Source organism: Vibrio sp. D417a (genome assembly GCF_030248595.1).
Taxonomy (GTDB): domain Bacteria; phylum Pseudomonadota; class Gammaproteobacteria; order Enterobacterales; family Vibrionaceae; genus Vibrio; species Vibrio alginolyticus.
The window spans coordinates 43,942-60,610 of sequence record NZ_JAHGAM010000016.1; the positions used below are offsets into that span (position 1 = coordinate 43,942).

Here is a 16,669-nt window from a genome sequence, read left to right on the forward strand (position 1 = left end):
AGCGATCCTGATTCTGAATGTTTATAACGCTAGGCAGCGTGAACGATGAGTGGAGCCATCTGATATAACTCTTCTAGTATGGCTTTCGTTTGTCTCGAATACACCAGACAATCTCGATCGCCAACGAGCTGAATTGCTCTCACTTTACCTGCAACCAAACATTGCCTAATCGTGCGTAGAACCATTTGGATATCAATTTCTGACGCGCCATCAAGGCTGTTTTTGGTTTTTAGAGATCCAAGGTCGATACTAATGATTATTTGGTCGCAGTGGTCTAGGTAATTGCCGATCTGTTGCTTAACGTTATTGCGATGACGAAAAGAAAACTCTTTCTCGGTCACCCAATCACAACCTTGATCTTCCGCGTATTCCCACGTTTCCTGCTTCGTCTCTTGCTCACTGACGCCAGCAAAAAACAATCGTACGTTTTGATAGCGAGAAAGAGCAAAATGGAATGCAGAGCCTAAGCGTGGCTCAAGTGTTGGTTTCAAGTTCATGTCATGTCCAATATTTACCACACCCACTTCGTCTCGATAGGACACGACCACAGGTAACATGGACAAGATTGCCTCGGTACAGTTAGTTACTAAAACAGGAATTGAGTGGCGAGAAAGCGAAAGGCTTAATGCTTCCTGAAACTCGCCATTTTCCAGCTTGTCGTGGTTGAAGTGACCAAAGTTTTCAGCGGTTTCATGATCATGCTGTTGGTATAGCCAATCGCTAGCATTTTCCAAACTTTGATCAGCTAATTCAAACGCGCCCTTAGACATGGGTGGCAAATACTCACACACTGTCATAAAAGAAAAAGGGTAATGCTGCGGCTGTTTCACGGTGTGGTGGAGTTTATAGCGTTTGAAAAAGCTTAACATGATGAATTACCTTTCTGGTGGTAGTGCCCTTGCCGCTTGCAGTACATGTAAAATAATGCGCTGCTTATCCTTTTCGACTCGGTGGGCCGGAGCCATCACCGAGACTGCGCCAATCAGTTTGCTTCCTTTCATTACCGGTGCGCTAATACCTGAAACACCAGGGTCAATCTCAGAAGTACTGACGGCATATCCGTGTTTACGGATGGTTGTGAGCTCTTTTTCCCACTCGTCACGTCGGTGATCTTGATTAAAATATCTCAAGATTTTCTCGCATCGACTTTGAGGCATAAAAGCAAGCATCACTTTAGATGAGGCACCGCGCAGCAGAGGTTGACTTTGACCCTGGACGAAGCTGCAACGCAGCGCCTGCATACTTTCTTTCTGTCTGACACAAAGCGCACGATAACCCGCTGGTACCATATAAGCGGCCATTTCCCCGGTTTGTTGTACCAACCTAGCCAGTATGGTTTCGACCATGTCGAGCCCATGTTGCGCGGTCTCATAGCTGTGCATGAGTAATAATGCCGCCGGACCAACGACAAATGTCTTGTCGTGAACGCTTTCTTCGATCAAGTTCCACTCTTTAAGCAGTTTTAAGTGTCGGTAAAGGCTGCTTAAAGGAACGTTCAATTGCTCGCTTAGCGTTTTCGCAGAAACTGGGAACGGACTAACTGCAACTTGCATTAACAACTGCAGTGATTTTTCGTTTACCTGGTTAGCATTAGCTTTGTTTGTCGTCATGAGAGTGTTGTAACGTGTTGTAGGAGTTACGACAAATATAATTCTTAATCACTGAGAAAAGAAAAATAATTTTAATGGGTAATTCTCACATGATGAGAAACAGACAGGTAAAGACTTTCGCAAGTACCGATAGACATAACATGGTGTCGAATTAAAGTCTCAGGTTTGAGGCGCTTGATACTAAATTGGAACAGGAGTGAATAAGACATTGTTTAGTTTGCGGTATTACTCAGCGTTTCGCATACTGAGTTAATCCAAACAAATAATGTTAAAAAACGTGAGTTGCTAGCGGGTATCGGAATCGAGGTACCATCTCAGTAAATCGGTTTTATAAAAGGTTACTTTTATATGCTGAATAAGGCGATTTTTAAAAAAGCCATCATTTTTCTTCTGCCTATTCCCTTGGTTATTGGAGAGGTTTTGTATTTAGCTCGTGAAAGCGTGCAAAACAATCTCAATCATTTATTAGAAAAAAATGTGCAAATTGCAGATGAAATTTTATTCCAAATAGAGACAGAAAACCGCACGGCGTTGCTACACCCTGAACGATGTGAAGAGCTCCAGCAAAGCTTAATGTTTGAACGAGATATTGAAGAAATGCTCATTGTGAAAGAGGGAGTCATTACTTGTTCTTCGAAATTGGGAAGTATCTCTAAACCGTTAGCTGAGCACATCGCCTTTCCCAAGGGACAAACGCTAGCGCTTGGTAGTGTTGATAGCTTGTACGATCAGTTCTTGCTAGTGGTAACGGAAGGAGAGCGGGGTTATCAAGCCGTAACGATTATCGATCATGACTACTTTAATGCGACAATAGGGTTTAACAACGATTTACGCCTAAAACGCTCTGCGCTGTTTATCCATGATCAAGTTTCACCAGAAGGAGCATTAAGAGCGGGAAGTAATCCTATCGGTATCAAATCGTCGCAAATGTTTGAGTATGAAGCTTTGAGTGAAGCCAGCGATCTTTTCGTCAAACAGAGAACACTTTCCTATTTTTTGTACTCAATTCCAATTATTTTCGTGATCTACCTTTGCTTGTATGCGTTGAATAAGTTTATTGATCCTCATCGCAATTTGATACTGGATCTTAAAAGAGCGATAAAAAGAGGAGAGTTGACCCTGTATTACCAACCGCAAGTTAACGTTGATACCGGCCAGTTATTCGGGTTTGAAGCGCTAGTGCGATGGGAGCATCAAAGTAAGGGGTTCATTTCTCCGGATGAGTTTGTCCCTGCGGCAGAGCAAAGTGGATTGGTTTTTTTACTTACTGATTTCGTTCTGGATAAAGCGGCAGAGGACTTCAGTAAATTAGGCTTTGATCAGCCTGTCCACCTTGGTATTAACGTGCCGCCTGGTTATTTAGTCGGACCAAACGCGATCAGAAAAATTCAATTGCTCGACAGACAGTTGAGCCGAAACAAAGTCTCATTAGGGGTTGAGATAACAGAGCGTCAGCTCATTGATTCAGAGGCGAGAAAATGCATTGCAGCGCTGCGAGTGCATGGTATTGATGTGCTGATCGATGATTTTGGAACTGGCCAAACCTCGTTAGCATTTCTACAGCACATGCGCATAGATTACTTAAAAATCGATAAGTGCTTTGTCGAAACCATTGGTATTCCTAGCCTTAGTGCTTCTGTCTTAAAAGCGATGGTTCACTTCGCGGAAGAATTACAAGTACAATTGATCGCTGAAGGCGTGGAAACCATAGCGCAAGCTGAACACTTAAAGCAGATGGGAGTGAGATATCATCAGGGATACCTGTACTCCAAACCATTACCCTATGAGCAGCTTGCGCAGCGAAGTCATTATGATTGGTAGACGTTAGCTCTGTAACACTGAGCATTTTCATCAAACACAAACTCTAACTCATTTTTGATGCTATCTAAGCGGTCTTCTTGGTAGTGAGACACATACAATAGTTGGCTTAAATTCTCTCTAGCGATGAGTTCAAGTGTGTTCTTAACTAACCGTCTACCCAAAAAATCTAACCCTTGATACGGCTCGTCCAAAATCAATAATGTGGGTTGTTTCACGATGGCTCTTGCAATCAGTAACAGTCGCTGCTGGCCGTACTCTAATTGCTTAAATGAGTTTTTTTTGTACTGGCTCATATGTAAGATATCGAGCCACTCGTTTGCAATATCCATCTCTTTGCGAGTTGGCTGGTTATACAACCCGATCGAATCGTAAAATCCTGACAAAATGACTTCTAATGCGCTGCAATTGACTCGATATTGGAGGTGTAGCGCTGAAGACACCATGCCGATATGCTGCTTAATTTCCCAGATTGTCTCGCCAGTACCACGCTTTTTACCAAAAATATCAATGTCATTGCTGTAGCATTGCGGATGATCGCCAAAGATCAATCCAAGTAAGGTACTCTTTCCACAACCATTTGGACCTTTGACCTGCCAATGTTGGCCCTTGTCTATGCGCCAGTTCAAGTCAGTAAAAATCTTCTTATCGGTGTATTCAACAGCCCCATTCTTTAGTTCAAATATTGGGTTGTTGAATGGTGTCGAGTGCTGATGCTGACGTATCAAGCTCATCATTTCTTCACTCTGTTGCTTTGACTGAGATTTAATTTGTCCAATGATTGGATGATTATCCCAACTGGACTTATCCATTGTACTATCAAGCTTTCCTGCACTGAAAAGCGCGATGCTATTGATCCACTCAGGCATGTCAGATTCGCGAGAGAAGGTTATGAGTAGTTGCACATTTTGAGAAAGCGAGTGTAAATAGCGAGCGAGAGCAGCTCGGTGCGCAATATCTAAGCCAGTAAATGGATTATCGAGTAATACTAAGTCAGGTTGTGTGGCTAAAGCTCGGGCGAGCATTACTCTTCTGGTTTCTCCGGTAGAGAGAACACGGAAGCCACTATCTCTAAGATGACTTAGGTCGAGATCATTAATTAGCTGTTCAGTTAAGTTGGTGTCTTGGCTCTGCTCTAGGATTAATGAATAAACAGTGCTCCCTTGGTCGATACGATCAAGAAAATCCGTATCATCCTTTTCTAATTCTCTTTCCAGTAATCGCTGTTGCTCTGATAACGACACTTGCGCAACGGACAGCCCATTTAGCTCAATTTCCCCACTATCTGGTGACATTTCATCACAAATAAGGTCTCCAAGCAGAGAGCCAATATCTCCATCCGCGCTGAATATCCCCCAAGACTGCTGAGTGTTAATTTTCCAATCGTCAATAAACAAGTGTGTCGTGTTTCTCTTAGCTGCAAGCTGACGAAAGTGAATAGTCATTGCGTTTGTCTTCCTTGTTTTCGTTTTAGTGGATTACTTATAACAATTTACGAACTCAGTACGGAAGCGCTTTTGTGTATTAATTTTGAACAGTGCTCAGTCTTGTGCATATTAACGAAGCCTTGTATTAGAGGATAAAAATGCGACTAGAGTCATTAAGTAACAAGTAAACTTGTCAATAATTTTGTTTTATTTTTGAATCAACCTATCATTATGCATGTATATGTTATGCTGATAAATTCATATTTGCCGTTTGTTAATTAATCAATGTAAGGACACATGTTTATGAGTGAAACGGAATACGATTACCCCTCGAGTTACAGCCTAGTTTCCATTACCGATACCTCCAGTTACATCAAATATGCCAGTGAAAACTTTAATGAAGTCGCGGGGTTTGATGAAGGGGAGCTTATCGGTAAACCCCACAATGTTGTGCGTCATCCTGATATGCCAAAACAGGCTTTTAAAGATTTATGGACTCACCTGAAAACTGGCAAACACTGGATGGGAATGGTCAAAAATCGACGTAAAAACGGCGGCTATTATTGGGTTGACGCGTTTGCTTCTCCTATAAAATCTAATGGTGAAGTTGTGGAATACCAATCAGTGAGATTTAAACCTGAGCGTATACACATCCAGCGAGCGGAAAAAGCGTATTCGAAGCTTCGAAATAATCGTAAGCCGTGGAAAATGTATCTTCCTCGTACACGTTTGTGGATGAGATCGGCCTTCTTCCTTTTAATTTCAAACCTTCTTGGCTTACTCATTCTACAAATGAATCAATCACCAGTGATAGCGTTTGGCGTTGTTGCGTTACTTTCCGTTTTCTCTATTTATGTATTAACCAGACCAGTTGAGAAGCTCGCTAAACAGGCTAGGCAAGACTTCAACAATCCACTCATGGAATATATTTATTGCGGAAGAATCAACGATCTGGCTGAGATTGAGCTGGGTATGAAGATGCGTAAGCAATTTGCCAATGCGCTACTGGGGCGCGTTGGCGTGTCTGTAAAAGACTCTTGTGAAGAAACGCGCGCAAGTGCTAACAGTGCTGCGACAAATAGCCAGCAAGTGACGGAGAACTTAAGCGCACAGAAAGTGGAGATTGACTCGGTCGCAACAGCGGTCAACGAGATGCAAGCCTCTTCATCTGAGATATCAAATAATGCTCAAGCGACCGCCGAGGCTACGTTAGAAGCGCAAAATACGATGATAGACAGCCGTAGCGTTATCGATAATGTTAACCAATCGGTTTTAGAGTTGGTTGATGAGCTCGGCGAAATATCTAAAGTGGTCATACGTTTGAACCAACAAACCGAGCAAATTGGAACCGTTGTTGAAGTCATCAATGGTATTGCCGAACAAACTAATTTATTAGCGTTGAACGCTGCAATTGAAGCCGCGAGGGCAGGCGAACAAGGCAGAGGGTTTGCCGTTGTAGCAGATGAAGTGAGAACCTTAGCTAAAAGAACTCAGGAATCGACAACAGAGATTAAATCGGCCATTGAAGGGATTCAAAATGGGAGCAAATCAGCGGTTTCTGCGTTAGAGAAAGGTAACGAAATGTCGACCGGAACGGTAACATTGCTGGGTACTGCTTTGGATAGCATTCAACAACTGGAGTCCCTTGTTCAGGACGTCGTCGAACGAAACCAACAAATTGCGGTCGCGATAGAAGAGCAGGTTTATGTAACGGATGAAATAAATGAAAACATCCAGTCGCTTAATTTAAAGTACAGTGAATCGTATGAACTGATGACTGAAACGAATCATATGAACACCAAAGTGCAAAATTGCACCAATGACCTGTCTGAAATGATTAAGAAGTTTGCTTAAACTTTAGAAAATCGGAGTTAAAAGCCCGCTAAACATTAGCGGGCTTTTAACTGGAATATAGTGAAGTGCCGGATTCGTTTACGATCGAGGATTTCTAAATCTCGTTTTTGTAAGAGCTAAAACGACGAAAGCTCGCAATAAATGCGAGCTTTCTAAATAAGTGGCGGAGAGATAGGGATTTGAACCCTAGATACGCTATTAACGTATGCCGGTTTTCAAGACCGGTGCTTTCAACCACTCAGCCATCTCTCCGTTGTGGGCGGTATAATAAGGAGCATAGTCCGACTTGTAAAGTGCTGAATTATAATAGAAGTACTGTTTGCTTGTTTTATGATCACTGATGTGATGTTGGACAGTTTGAAAGCGGAGTGAAAAAGGGACAAAAAGTACCAATTTATAGAGTTTTTACTTTATATTGGCGCACGTCAATAAAATGGTGTTTTATTGTTATCTTGCTGATATATAAGACATAACATGCTTTTAGGGTACATGTGTTCGCCCGAAAGTATTTGCAAGACTTTGTGAACTAATTCAAAATTAACTGGTATAGCCAGTTGTGCTTAGAATTCTTAAGGGTGTTTATGAAGGTCACAAATCTATTTAAAGACAAAGTTGATGCGATTTCTGCTCATCAATCCGAGTTTATGAATTGGATGTCTCCAACGTTACGCGATTATTGGAGTGACTTTTTGGGGAAAGCTCAAAATAGCTTTCTTTTCTCAAAAGTTCGTGATCACCAGCAGCCAGCCGTCAACGAAGAAGTTGCACCTCAACCTGCACCGATCGTAATGGCACCTGAGGCTCAAAAGCTTTATGACGAGTTAAGTGAAAAAATTGGCGAAGTTATTCACACTGGTGATTGGGTTCATGTGTCTCAAGAACGTATTAACCAATTTGGTGCGGTAACGGAAGACATGCAATGGATTCATACTGATCCAGAGCGTGCTTCAACTGAATCTCCATTTAAGACAACTATCGCTCATGGCTTTTTAACATTAGCATTGCTGCCTAAACTGACGGATTCAGTCGATCCAGACAAGCCAATGTTCCCAACAGCTAAAATGGTAGTTAACTTGGGTTTAAACCAAGTCCGTTTCCCTTACCCTGTCAAAGCAGGCAATAATGTTCGTGCAGTCAGCACGTTAACAAAAGTAACGCCAATCAAAAAAGGTTTGGAGATTGAGCGCGAAATTAAAGTGGAAATTGAAGGTATTCGTCGACCTGGTGCGGTTGTGGTCTCTGTAATTCAACTGCATTTCTAATTCCGAAACCGGAGAGAACACTACATAGGAAAAGAGAGCATCAAGGTGCTCTCTTTTTTATTTTTACTGATTAAAGTTTTTTACTGGCGTATAACCGTAATCTGCAATCGCTTTTTGTCCCTGCTCTGAACGAAGGAAAGCGATAAAACCTTTACCTGCATCGCTAATCTTATCTACTTTGTATAGCACTAGGAATGGTCGCGCCAACTTGTACTTATGATTGCTAATGTTTGTCGAGGTTGGGTCAATACCATCTAACTGAATCGCCTTGATCGAGCGATCTACTGACCCTACAGAGATAAAACCAATGGCGCGAGTGTTATGGTTAACAATGGTTTTTACCATGCTGTTGCTGTTTACAACCAAGTTGTTTGGGCTGATATCCGAGACAAGGCGATCATTAACGATTTTGGTCAGTCCCAGCAAGCTTTCGAAGCTGTAACGTGAACCTGAAGACGCTTCTCTAGTAACCACCGCGATAGGCTGATCTGCGCCCCCGACCTCTTTCCAATTCTTAATTTTACCTTTGTAAATATCAAATAGTTGTTGCTGAGAAAGGTTTTCTATAGAGTTGGTACGGTTTACAACAACAGCGAGGCCATCATAAGCGATAGGGTATACATTGAGATCTTCACCTTTTTCGCTTTCAGTCAGATAGCGAGAGCTCATGCCTATTTCGGCTACTCCTTTATTGACCATGGTGATACCAGCACTCGAACCAATGCCCTGAACAGCAACGTAATCGTCTGGGTGTGTTTTGTTGTATTCCTCAGCAAGTACATCCATCACACGAGCAACCGACGTTGACCCTGAGATGTTGATTTCTTTTGCAATGGTAGGGAGGGAGACTGCTATGGCCAATAACGTCGCCACAGTAAAACGTAACATATTAAACTCCATATACGGGATAAAGCAGAGTTTATGATATTGCGTTCAGGTTACACTTTTGTGAACTGTTAGCGCTAAACAGGGGAATTGTTTCTAGTCAAGAGGTGATGGAGCTAGCGTTTCCAAGTGGATTGAGATGATAATCTGGGCAAATGATAATATAGCTATCTTATACTTGAGTTAGGTAGATAACTACCATCGGTGATGATGTAAAGGTTATATACTAGGATCGACAGCTCTAACTATCATCCATCGGGAGAACGTTGATGTCAGTGTCCCAAATGGCGACAAGTCGTTTATACAAATCAGTTCAATCGCTCTGCTCTGTGCGTAATGCTAACTTGCCTGTCGAACAGGGCAAGTGCCTCTATGAGCTAGTAGAAAATGGTGTTGAGCTTCATCGGGCGCATTTTCTCCTCGACTCCCAGCATAGCGAGTATACTTCTCCCGTCGCGAAGATCATGTTTGATGAGGACAACCAACTTTGGTATTTCTATGTTCCCACATATCACAACGAGCTGTTAAGGTGGGTGCCTTATAAGCCACTTCCATTTAGCCGAATGCTTGAGGACTTACTCAACGAATTGGAGCGTGATCCTCAAGCGTGTTTTTGGGAATAGGGCGAGCCCAACGGATGCGAATGCCGACATGATTTATACTTTAGGCTTAACGACTTGGTTTCTAAAGTCTTTGGGGGTCATGTTGTAAACGGATTTAAATGCTGTACTGAAATGCGCTGCACTTTTAAAACCAGACTCAAACGCTATTTCTGTTATTGATTTTTCTGACTTGCGCAGTTGGGTTGCTGCGAAGTTTATCCGTTTCACCTTTAATATCTGAGAAAACGAAAGATCATCTGCGGCGAGGCGACGTTTCAAGGTCGCGATGGACATGCTCATATGAGCCGCTAAGCCTTCTAGCGTGATGTCTTTTTCAATATTACCCTCAATGTACTTAATGGCTTTTTGAGAGTCGCTCAGGCTACTTGCATCATCTATGATAGATAGGATGTTTGGCTCTACCTCAACCATCAACGACAGCAATGCCATTGCGATATGGCTTTGTGTGTAGTCTGGAGCGTTGCGACTCGCTAACTTAACCAACATGTCCTTCAATTGTGCTACTTCGCTACCGGATTGCGTCGAAAAAGGATAGAAGCGCCTTTCTTCCGTTTTGGAACGTAGCATCGGGTGCGCTTTCTTAAAGTCACAGAATATGTTTGGGTTGAAGACCAAAGCCAGTGCTTTAAAGCCACCGTCACTAGAGACGGCCTCTGCACTGCTCAGATCTGCGGAGTTATAGAGTGTGAAATCTCCGGCTTTAAGTTCAAATTGCTCACCATTAGGTTGATGAACTAATAGGGCACCTTCTTCAACAATATATAACCCATTATGTGTTGCAGTGTAACGCTCACTTTTGCGCGCAGTGAAGTGATTAAAGCGAATGATCTCAATGTTCGGCATACTCGTTCTTATCGTTTTACATAACAAATAAAAAAGGCGCTCAATAGAGCGCCTTTTAACTTCATTCGGTATTATTCACTTACAGTCTGTTCTGTTTGTGCTGCTGGTTGTTCAGCGAATACCTGGGTTGGCTTTGCAACTAAACTGCGGTTTTCTTGGTTTACGTCCGTAAGGACAATTTCCAATGTATCCCCAAGTTTGTATACGACCTCTTTATCGATAGAGATGGTACCGTTGTCGCCATTGCACTCAATTCTTTCTTTATTATCAAGAATTAGTGCACCAGGAATAAAGGCTGCTGCGCCATTTTCGAGAAGTCGGACACGTGCGCCTGCACGATTAATATCGAAAATCTCACCTGTGAAACAAGTTTTCTTGCTCGGCTCATCAGCAAGCGTGCGTGCATATAGCCAATCTGAGACATTTCGCTCAGCGATTTTATGATGTTTACGATGTAGAGCTAGCTCTTCGCCTACTTGGTCATCTGGTTTTTGTACGGGTTCTTTACCAAGGATGACGGCCTTCAACATACGGTGGTTGATCATATCACCGTATTTACGAATTGGTGATGTCCAAGTTGCATAGATGTCTAAACCCATTGCGTAATGAGGCAGAGGCTGATTACCCACTTCACTGTATGCTTGGAACTTACGAATACGGTTATCTAGGTAAGACGTTTCTTGAGCAGCCAACCAGCGGCGCAATGCAGCAAAGCCTTCTAGTGTAGCAATAGACTCCGCTGTGAACTCCAACTGGCCTTCTGGATTGACAAGTTGAACCACTTCTTCAATCTTCTCGTTCTTGATACCAGCATGCGTATTGAAAACACCTGTTTCAAATTTATCGCGTAATGTACGACCTGCACAGATGTTTGCGGTAATCATGGATTCTTCAACAAGGCGGTTTGCACTGCGGCGCATGTCTGCGTGGATAGCAATTACATCGTTATCTTCACTGAGCTCAAAACGGTAGTCAGGACGATCAGGGAAGACCACTGCGTTTTTCTCACGCCATTCAGCGCGAGCAAGAGAGAACTCATAAAGATCACGAACGATGGTCGCGATCTCTTCAGATGGCTGCCATGCTTCAGAGCTGCCGTTTTCTAACCAATCAGACACGTGATCGTATGCTAGGCGTGCATGTGATTTGATGTTTGCCGCGAAGAATTTAATATCGTCGCCAATCACACCATCTTTACTTACCGTTACGGTACAGCAAATAGCAGGGCGGGTTTCACCTTCAATCAGAGAACATAGGTTGTCCGCTAAATCACGAGGTAACATCGGGATGTTGCGGCCTGGAAGATAAATAGTATAGCCACGCTCACGCGCTACTTTATCCATTTCATCTTCAGGTGTGATGTAGGCGGTTGGGTCCGCAATAGCGATGGTGAGTTCGAAATCGCCAGATACGGTTTTCTTCGCGTACAGCGCATCGTCCATATCTTTAGTCGATTCACCGTCGATAGTGACGAATGGAACATGAGTCATGTCTACGCGTTCTAGCTCCGCGTCGTCTTTCAGTTCCCAGTTATCGATGCCTGCTGGCTCAGAGTTTGGTAGATCGTTTTGAGCAAGCGTTACCCACCAAGGCGCAATTTTATCATTCGCGTCAGTGATTTTTTCAGAAATTTCTACGAAGAAAGAGTTATCGCCTTTTAGAGGGTGGCGAATAAGATGTGCGACAACCCAATCACCTTCGGCGAACTCGTCAGGTTTAAGACCTTTCTTTAGTTTCGCTTTAAGAGACAGCTTTTTAAGCTGTGGGTGATCAGGTGCTACGTTGAGCTTGCCTTTGAACATTTTTACTCGACCAATAAAGCGAGTCACGGCTTGTTCCAGCAGCTCTTGTGGCTCTGCAACTTCGCGTTCATTTTCGGTGCGGATAATGGCGACGACTTTGTCACCGTGCATGCACTTTTTCATGTACGCAGGCGGGATGAAGAAGCTAGTCTTACTGTCCACTTCCAAAAAGCCAAAGCCTTTATCTGTGGCTTTTATTGAGCCTTCTTTTTTAGGCAGGTTTTCTTGGATTTGCTGCTTAAGCTGAGCGAGTAGTGGGTTATCTTGAAACATCTTTTCTTAAATTACCTATGGAGTTGGGCACACTATAATCATTGCGAGCTATTATTACTACCTGTGGAGCGTAATTTCGCCGTGAATTTTGCCAATTTAACCACGAGAAATTGGCTTAAATATTGATGAAATTCTCATCTGTGAGTTACGCGAATCTACGGGGAATGGTAGGGCTGGTGGAAAAATATGCTAAAAATACCATTGTTGAGAATAAATTGTGATGTAATTCAATTTTTTCTGGATTTTTTTATGCTTTTAAGGAATAATCCGCCTCCCTTAGTCGTCCCTAATGGCTTATCGCGGTTGTGTACTGTGCTGTGTTCCCGTCTGAATGGAATCAGTATCTGGATGGATCAGTATCGAATTGGAAGAGCATATGGGACTGTTTTTTTGTTTAATTAAGTAGGATCCCAATGCAAGATTCTGTTATTCAATTCAGTGATTTATCTCTGAATGATTCTATCCTTTCTGCTCTAGACGGAATGGGTTTCGTGTCACCAACTCCAATTCAGGCTGCGGCAATCCCACACCTATTGGAAGGTGCTGACGCGCTGGGTAAAGCTCAAACAGGTACAGGTAAAACAGCAGCGTTCTCTCTGCCTCTTCTCAACAAACTCGATCTAAACCAACGCAAACCGCAAGCGATTGTACTTGCTCCGACTCGTGAGCTGGCAATTCAGGTTGCAGCGGAAATGAAAAACCTTGGTAAAAATATCAAAGGTTTGAAAGTTCTAGAGATTTACGGTGGCGCATCTATTGTCGACCAAATGCGTGCTCTTAAAAGTGGCGCTCATGTAGTTGTCGGTACTCCAGGCCGTGTTCAAGATCTTATCAATCGCGAACGTCTACACCTAGACGAAGTTAGTACTTTCGTTCTTGATGAAGCAGACGAAATGCTAAACATGGGTTTCGTAGATGACGTAACTGCGATCATGGAGCACGCTCCAGAGTCAGCACAACGCGTTCTGTTTTCTGCAACTATGCCTCCAATGCTGAAGAAGATCGTTGAACGCTTCCTTCGTGACCCTGTAACGGTTGACGTTGCTGGTAAAAACCACACTGTAGACAAAGTTCAACAACAGTTCTGGGTAGTGAAAGGTGTAGAGAAAGATGAAGCGATGTCTCGTCTTCTTGAAACTGAAGAAACTGACGCGTCAATCGTATTCGTACGTACTCGTCAAGATACTGAGCGTCTGGCTGACTGGCTATCTGCACGTGGCTTCAAAGCAGCTGCACTGCACGGTGACATTCCTCAGTCTCTACGTGAACGTACTGTTGATCACATCAAACAAGGTGTTATTGACATCCTAGTTGCAACTGATGTTGTAGCTCGTGGTCTTGACGTTCCACGTATTACGCACGTATTTAACTACGACATCCCATTTGATGTTGAGTCATACATCCACCGTATCGGTCGTACTGGCCGTGCTGGACGTAAGGGTAAAGCGATCCTTCTAGTTCGCACTAACCAAATTCGTATGCTTCGCACTATCGAGCGTGTAACTAAGTCATCTATGGAAGAAATCCAACTTCCTCTACGTGACCAAGTTGCTGAAGCTCGTCTAGCTAAGCTAGGCGCTGAGCTTGAAGCAGAGAAAGAGCACAAAGCACTAGACAAATTTGCTGAGCTGGTAGAGAAACTACAAACTTCTCTAGACATCGACCCAGCAACACTTGCTGCTATGCTTCTTAAGCGTCAGCAAGGCAAACGTCCTCTGTTCTACATTGGCGAAGACCCAATGGTTGAAGCAATTGAGCGTGACAAGCAACGTCGTAAAGAGCGCCGTGAAGGTGGTCGCGACGGCGGTCGTAACTTCAACAACCAAGACTGGGATACTTACCAGCTTCAAGTTGGTCGTGAGCAAGGCGTTCAAGTTAAAGACATCGTTGGCGCTCTAGCAAACGAACTAGGTCTAGGTAAAGGTTCTATCGGTGCGATCAAGCTAGCTCAAGGTCACACATTCGTACAGCTACCTAAAGCAATGACTTCAGACGCGGCGAACAAGCTAAGCAAACTACGTATCCGTCAACAAGATGTTGGTGCTGTAGTATGTGATTTCGATGATTTCCGCGAGTCTCGTGGTGGTCGCCGTGACGGTGGTCGTCGCGATGGTGGTCGTCGTGATGGCGGTGGTTACCGTGGCAACCGCGAAGGCGGCAACCGTGGTGGTGATCGTCGTGAAGGCGGCCGTCGCGAAGGTGGCTTCCGTGGTAACCGTGACGGCAACCGCGATGGCAATCGTGAAGGTGGCGAACGTCGTTTCGATCGCAACCGTGGTGGTGATCACCGTGGTGCACATCGTGGTGAACGTGGTCACGGTCGTGGCCGTCGTACAGACGCATAATCACGAGTGATTAAAGCGACGGTTTAAGTTGCTACACAAAGAATTGAAAGCCGAGCAAAGCGCTCGGCTTTTTTATGCGCGTCTAATACGGTTTTGCTTTTCATCGTGTTTGTTTACCCAACTTATTACTTCGTCTAAGGGCAGGGCAGGACAGAACAAGTAACCCTGAATGATGTCACAGCCTCGACTTCTCAAAAAATGCAGTGTGTCCATGTCTTGAACGCCTTCTGCTACGACCGAATACCCTAATCCATGTGCTAGCGCAATCGTGTTCTCAACGATAGAGCGGGAGCCTTCTGTGCGGCTTGCTGTGGAGAGAAATGAGCGGTCGATTTTAATTTGATCAACCGGAAGATCTCTTAACAGTGACAAAGATGAATACCCAGTGCCAAAATCATCCAAGCTGATCTTTATACCTAATCCTTTAATTTGATGAATTAAGGGGTTGAGCTCAACGACCCTATCGATCGCCATCGTTTCAGTGATCTCTAAACTTATTAGGTCAGCGAATTGCGGGTTTACTTTGAGCAAAGTTTCTAAGCGATTAAACAGCAAGTTAGATGAGAGATCTTTCGCTGATAAGTTTACGTGGACAGGAAGCTTAATGCCTTTCTCTATAAATGTTTGCAGATCCCTTTCTACTTGGTTAAGAACCCACATGGTAATGTTGTGCACCTGATTGCTACGCTCTGCGATAGGAATGAAGTCGTTGGGTGAGATCGTTTTACCATTTTCGTCATGCCAACGAATCACTGCTTCAAAACCGACAGCTAAGTTAGTGTGTGCATCAATCAACGGTTGGTAATACAACTGAAACTCCTCTTTTTCAAGCGCACATTGAATACGAGAAGATATCTCAAGTTGGTACTTAGCCCCGACGTTCATATCTTCATTATAAAACGCAAAAAGATTGCCATTACGCTTGGCGTGATACATAGCGATATCTGCGTGCTTGATCAAAAGATCATTGGTTAGGGCGTCATATGGGTAGGTGCTTATACCAAAAACAACGCGGCAGGAAACTTGAAACTCATCTAAATGAAAGCGTTCAGACATTGCAGAATCTAGTTCTTCTATGAGTTTTTTACCCGTTTCCTCGCATGCAGAAGATGTCAGGATGACAAATTCATCACCACCAACGCGGAATATCTGGTCATTGCCTTTCAGTTTCCCCTGAAGGCGTTGACCAATTTGAATAAGTAACTGGTCTCCACAAAAGTGACCCATTGCATCGTTGACTTGTTTAAAATTAACCACGTCAAAAAGGATCACCGAGAATGGGTCTCTAGATTGTATTCTGCCTTCGATAGACTCAAAGCAGTATTTACGATTAGGGAGCCCAGTAAGAGCGTCATGGACGGCATTGCGCTTCTCTCTTTCAGCAACGGTATGAAGCTCTAATATTGAATCGTTGCTCCACTTAATCACCAGCACGACAAAGATACTGCCGCCAAAAAGTATAAGAGAAACCCCCGTTTCTAAGAGAGAAGCAATAGGTTTTTGCATGATAGCGTGCAAAAAAACGGCATAAGCAAAAATGAAACAGCTGATTAACAATAATAGGAAAGTCCACCCGGTTACGTCAGTTTTCGAGCAGATGTTTTTTGTCATCTGCCATCCCCAGCAGAGCAAAATCAAACCTAAGATCACTAATAGAAATGCAATAGTGGGCACATTATTACCCCGATTTATTGATTGGTTTGTTATTTTTGTTCACCCAATAAACAACGTAGCTTATATATCTGACTTTGTACAAATTGACCTATTCATAAATTATGTTTAACAAGTGATATTTTTTAGTCTTCAAATAAAATCAAAACTTGCTACAGATCAACAAAATTTGTTCAATCAAATCGCTTTTACTAAAAGATTGTTGAAAGATTAAAAAATTATTGAATAATAGAGGGGCAAACAAGAAGTACGCAGC

General features: G+C 43.3%; 12 protein-coding genes and 1 tRNA gene. 5 read left to right on the top strand and 8 right to left on the bottom strand.

The features are described 5' to 3' along the window. Positions 1-29: 29 nt before the first annotated feature. Both KI742_RS15905 and KI742_RS15910 read right to left on the bottom strand, forming a co-directional pair. Complete coding sequence (locus KI742_RS15905) at positions 30-869, bottom strand: arginase family protein (RefSeq protein WP_053307815.1); 840 nt, start codon at positions 867-869, stop codon at positions 30-32. Positions 870-875: 6 nt separating this feature from the next. Next, complete coding sequence (locus KI742_RS15910) at positions 876-1,610, bottom strand: IclR family transcriptional regulator (protein ID WP_005386192.1); 735 nt, start codon at positions 1,608-1,610, stop codon at positions 876-878. A gap of 348 nt (positions 1,611-1,958) precedes the next feature. Between KI742_RS15910 and KI742_RS15915 the strand changes: the two genes are divergently transcribed. Then, entirely contained in the window at positions 1,959-3,431 is a 1,473-nt protein-coding gene (locus tag KI742_RS15915) for an EAL domain-containing protein (protein ID WP_005386194.1), read from the top strand. Here the strand turns inward: KI742_RS15915 and modF are convergent. After that, the gene (modF, locus tag KI742_RS15920) at positions 3,419-4,873 is read right to left on the bottom strand and encodes a molybdate ABC transporter ATP-binding protein ModF (protein ID WP_285386066.1); all 1,455 of its coding nucleotides are present in this window, start codon (positions 4,871-4,873) and stop codon (positions 3,419-3,421) included. The genes KI742_RS15915 and modF overlap by 13 nt on opposite strands. Positions 4,874-5,158: 285 nt before the next feature. On the opposite strand from modF, the gene KI742_RS15925 reads away from it, so the two are divergent. Then, positions 5,159-6,709, top strand: coding sequence for a PAS domain-containing methyl-accepting chemotaxis protein (locus KI742_RS15925; RefSeq protein WP_198556859.1), 1,551 nt, complete (start codon positions 5,159-5,161; stop codon positions 6,707-6,709). A gap of 161 nt (positions 6,710-6,870) precedes the next feature. On the opposite strand, the gene KI742_RS15930 is transcribed toward KI742_RS15925, so the two are convergent. Further along, a tRNA-Ser gene (locus tag KI742_RS15930) sits at positions 6,871-6,961 on the bottom strand. 329 nt (positions 6,962-7,290) lie between these two features. Between KI742_RS15930 and KI742_RS15935 the strand changes: the two genes are divergently transcribed. Next, on the top strand, positions 7,291-7,971 hold the full coding sequence (locus KI742_RS15935; RefSeq protein ID WP_005375670.1) for a MaoC family dehydratase: 681 nt from the start codon (positions 7,291-7,293) through the stop codon (positions 7,969-7,971). Between the two features lie 63 nt (positions 7,972-8,034). On the opposite strand, the gene KI742_RS15940 is transcribed toward KI742_RS15935, so the two are convergent. Then, the gene (locus tag KI742_RS15940) at positions 8,035-8,859 is read right to left on the bottom strand and encodes a phosphate ABC transporter substrate-binding protein (RefSeq protein ID WP_285386069.1); all 825 of its coding nucleotides are present in this window, start codon (positions 8,857-8,859) and stop codon (positions 8,035-8,037) included. Positions 8,860-9,125: 266 nt separating this feature from the next. On the opposite strand from KI742_RS15940, the gene KI742_RS15945 reads away from it, so the two are divergent. Then, complete coding sequence (locus KI742_RS15945; protein WP_285386071.1) at positions 9,126-9,479, top strand: DUF3024 domain-containing protein; 354 nt, start codon at positions 9,126-9,128, stop codon at positions 9,477-9,479. Between the two features lie 33 nt (positions 9,480-9,512). On the opposite strand, the gene KI742_RS15950 is transcribed toward KI742_RS15945, so the two are convergent. Both KI742_RS15950 and rnb read right to left on the bottom strand, forming a co-directional pair. Further along, positions 9,513-10,322 (bottom strand): helix-turn-helix transcriptional regulator, encoded by an 810-nt coding sequence (locus tag KI742_RS15950; protein WP_151515454.1) that lies wholly within the window; start codon positions 10,320-10,322, stop codon positions 9,513-9,515. Positions 10,323-10,393: 71 nt separating this feature from the next. Then, positions 10,394-12,397, bottom strand: coding sequence for an exoribonuclease II (gene rnb / locus KI742_RS15955; RefSeq protein WP_151515455.1), 2,004 nt, complete (start codon positions 12,395-12,397; stop codon positions 10,394-10,396). Between the two features lie 413 nt (positions 12,398-12,810). On the opposite strand from rnb, the gene KI742_RS15960 reads away from it, so the two are divergent. Then, positions 12,811-14,742 (top strand): DEAD/DEAH box helicase, encoded by a 1,932-nt coding sequence (locus KI742_RS15960; protein WP_005375680.1) that lies wholly within the window; start codon positions 12,811-12,813, stop codon positions 14,740-14,742. Between the two features lie 72 nt (positions 14,743-14,814). Here KI742_RS15960 and KI742_RS15965 read toward each other — a convergent pair whose 3' ends face one another. Beyond that, entirely contained in the window at positions 14,815-16,353 is a 1,539-nt protein-coding gene (locus KI742_RS15965) for a bifunctional diguanylate cyclase/phosphodiesterase (protein ID WP_031781023.1), read from the bottom strand. Positions 16,354-16,669: the final 316 nt, after the last annotated feature.

Excerpts from the sequence above, each read along its gene's own strand:
- KI742_RS15905 (WP_053307815.1), bottom strand. The coding sequence starts at position 869 with ATGTTAAGCTTTTTCAAACGCTATAAACTCCACCACACCGTGAAACAG.
- KI742_RS15910 (WP_005386192.1), bottom strand. The coding sequence starts at position 1,610 with ATGACGACAAACAAAGCTAATGCTAACCAGGTAAACGAAAAATCACTG.
- KI742_RS15915 (WP_005386194.1), top strand. The coding sequence starts at position 1,959 with ATGCTGAATAAGGCGATTTTTAAAAAAGCCATCATTTTTCTTCTGCCT.
- modF (WP_285386066.1), bottom strand. The coding sequence starts at position 4,873 with ATGACTATTCACTTTCGTCAGCTTGCAGCTAAGAGAAACACGACACAC.
- KI742_RS15925 (WP_198556859.1), top strand. The coding sequence starts at position 5,159 with ATGAGTGAAACGGAATACGATTACCCCTCGAGTTACAGCCTAGTTTCC.
- KI742_RS15935 (WP_005375670.1), top strand. The coding sequence starts at position 7,291 with ATGAAGGTCACAAATCTATTTAAAGACAAAGTTGATGCGATTTCTGCT.
- KI742_RS15940 (WP_285386069.1), bottom strand. The coding sequence starts at position 8,859 with ATGTTACGTTTTACTGTGGCGACGTTATTGGCCATAGCAGTCTCCCTC.
- KI742_RS15945 (WP_285386071.1), top strand. The coding sequence starts at position 9,126 with ATGTCAGTGTCCCAAATGGCGACAAGTCGTTTATACAAATCAGTTCAA.
- KI742_RS15950 (WP_151515454.1), bottom strand. The coding sequence starts at position 10,322 with ATGCCGAACATTGAGATCATTCGCTTTAATCACTTCACTGCGCGCAAA.
- rnb (WP_151515455.1), bottom strand. The coding sequence starts at position 12,397 with ATGTTTCAAGATAACCCACTACTCGCTCAGCTTAAGCAGCAAATCCAA.
- KI742_RS15960 (WP_005375680.1), top strand. The coding sequence starts at position 12,811 with ATGCAAGATTCTGTTATTCAATTCAGTGATTTATCTCTGAATGATTCT.
- KI742_RS15965 (WP_031781023.1), bottom strand. The coding sequence starts at position 16,353 with ATGACAAAAAACATCTGCTCGAAAACTGACGTAACCGGGTGGACTTTC.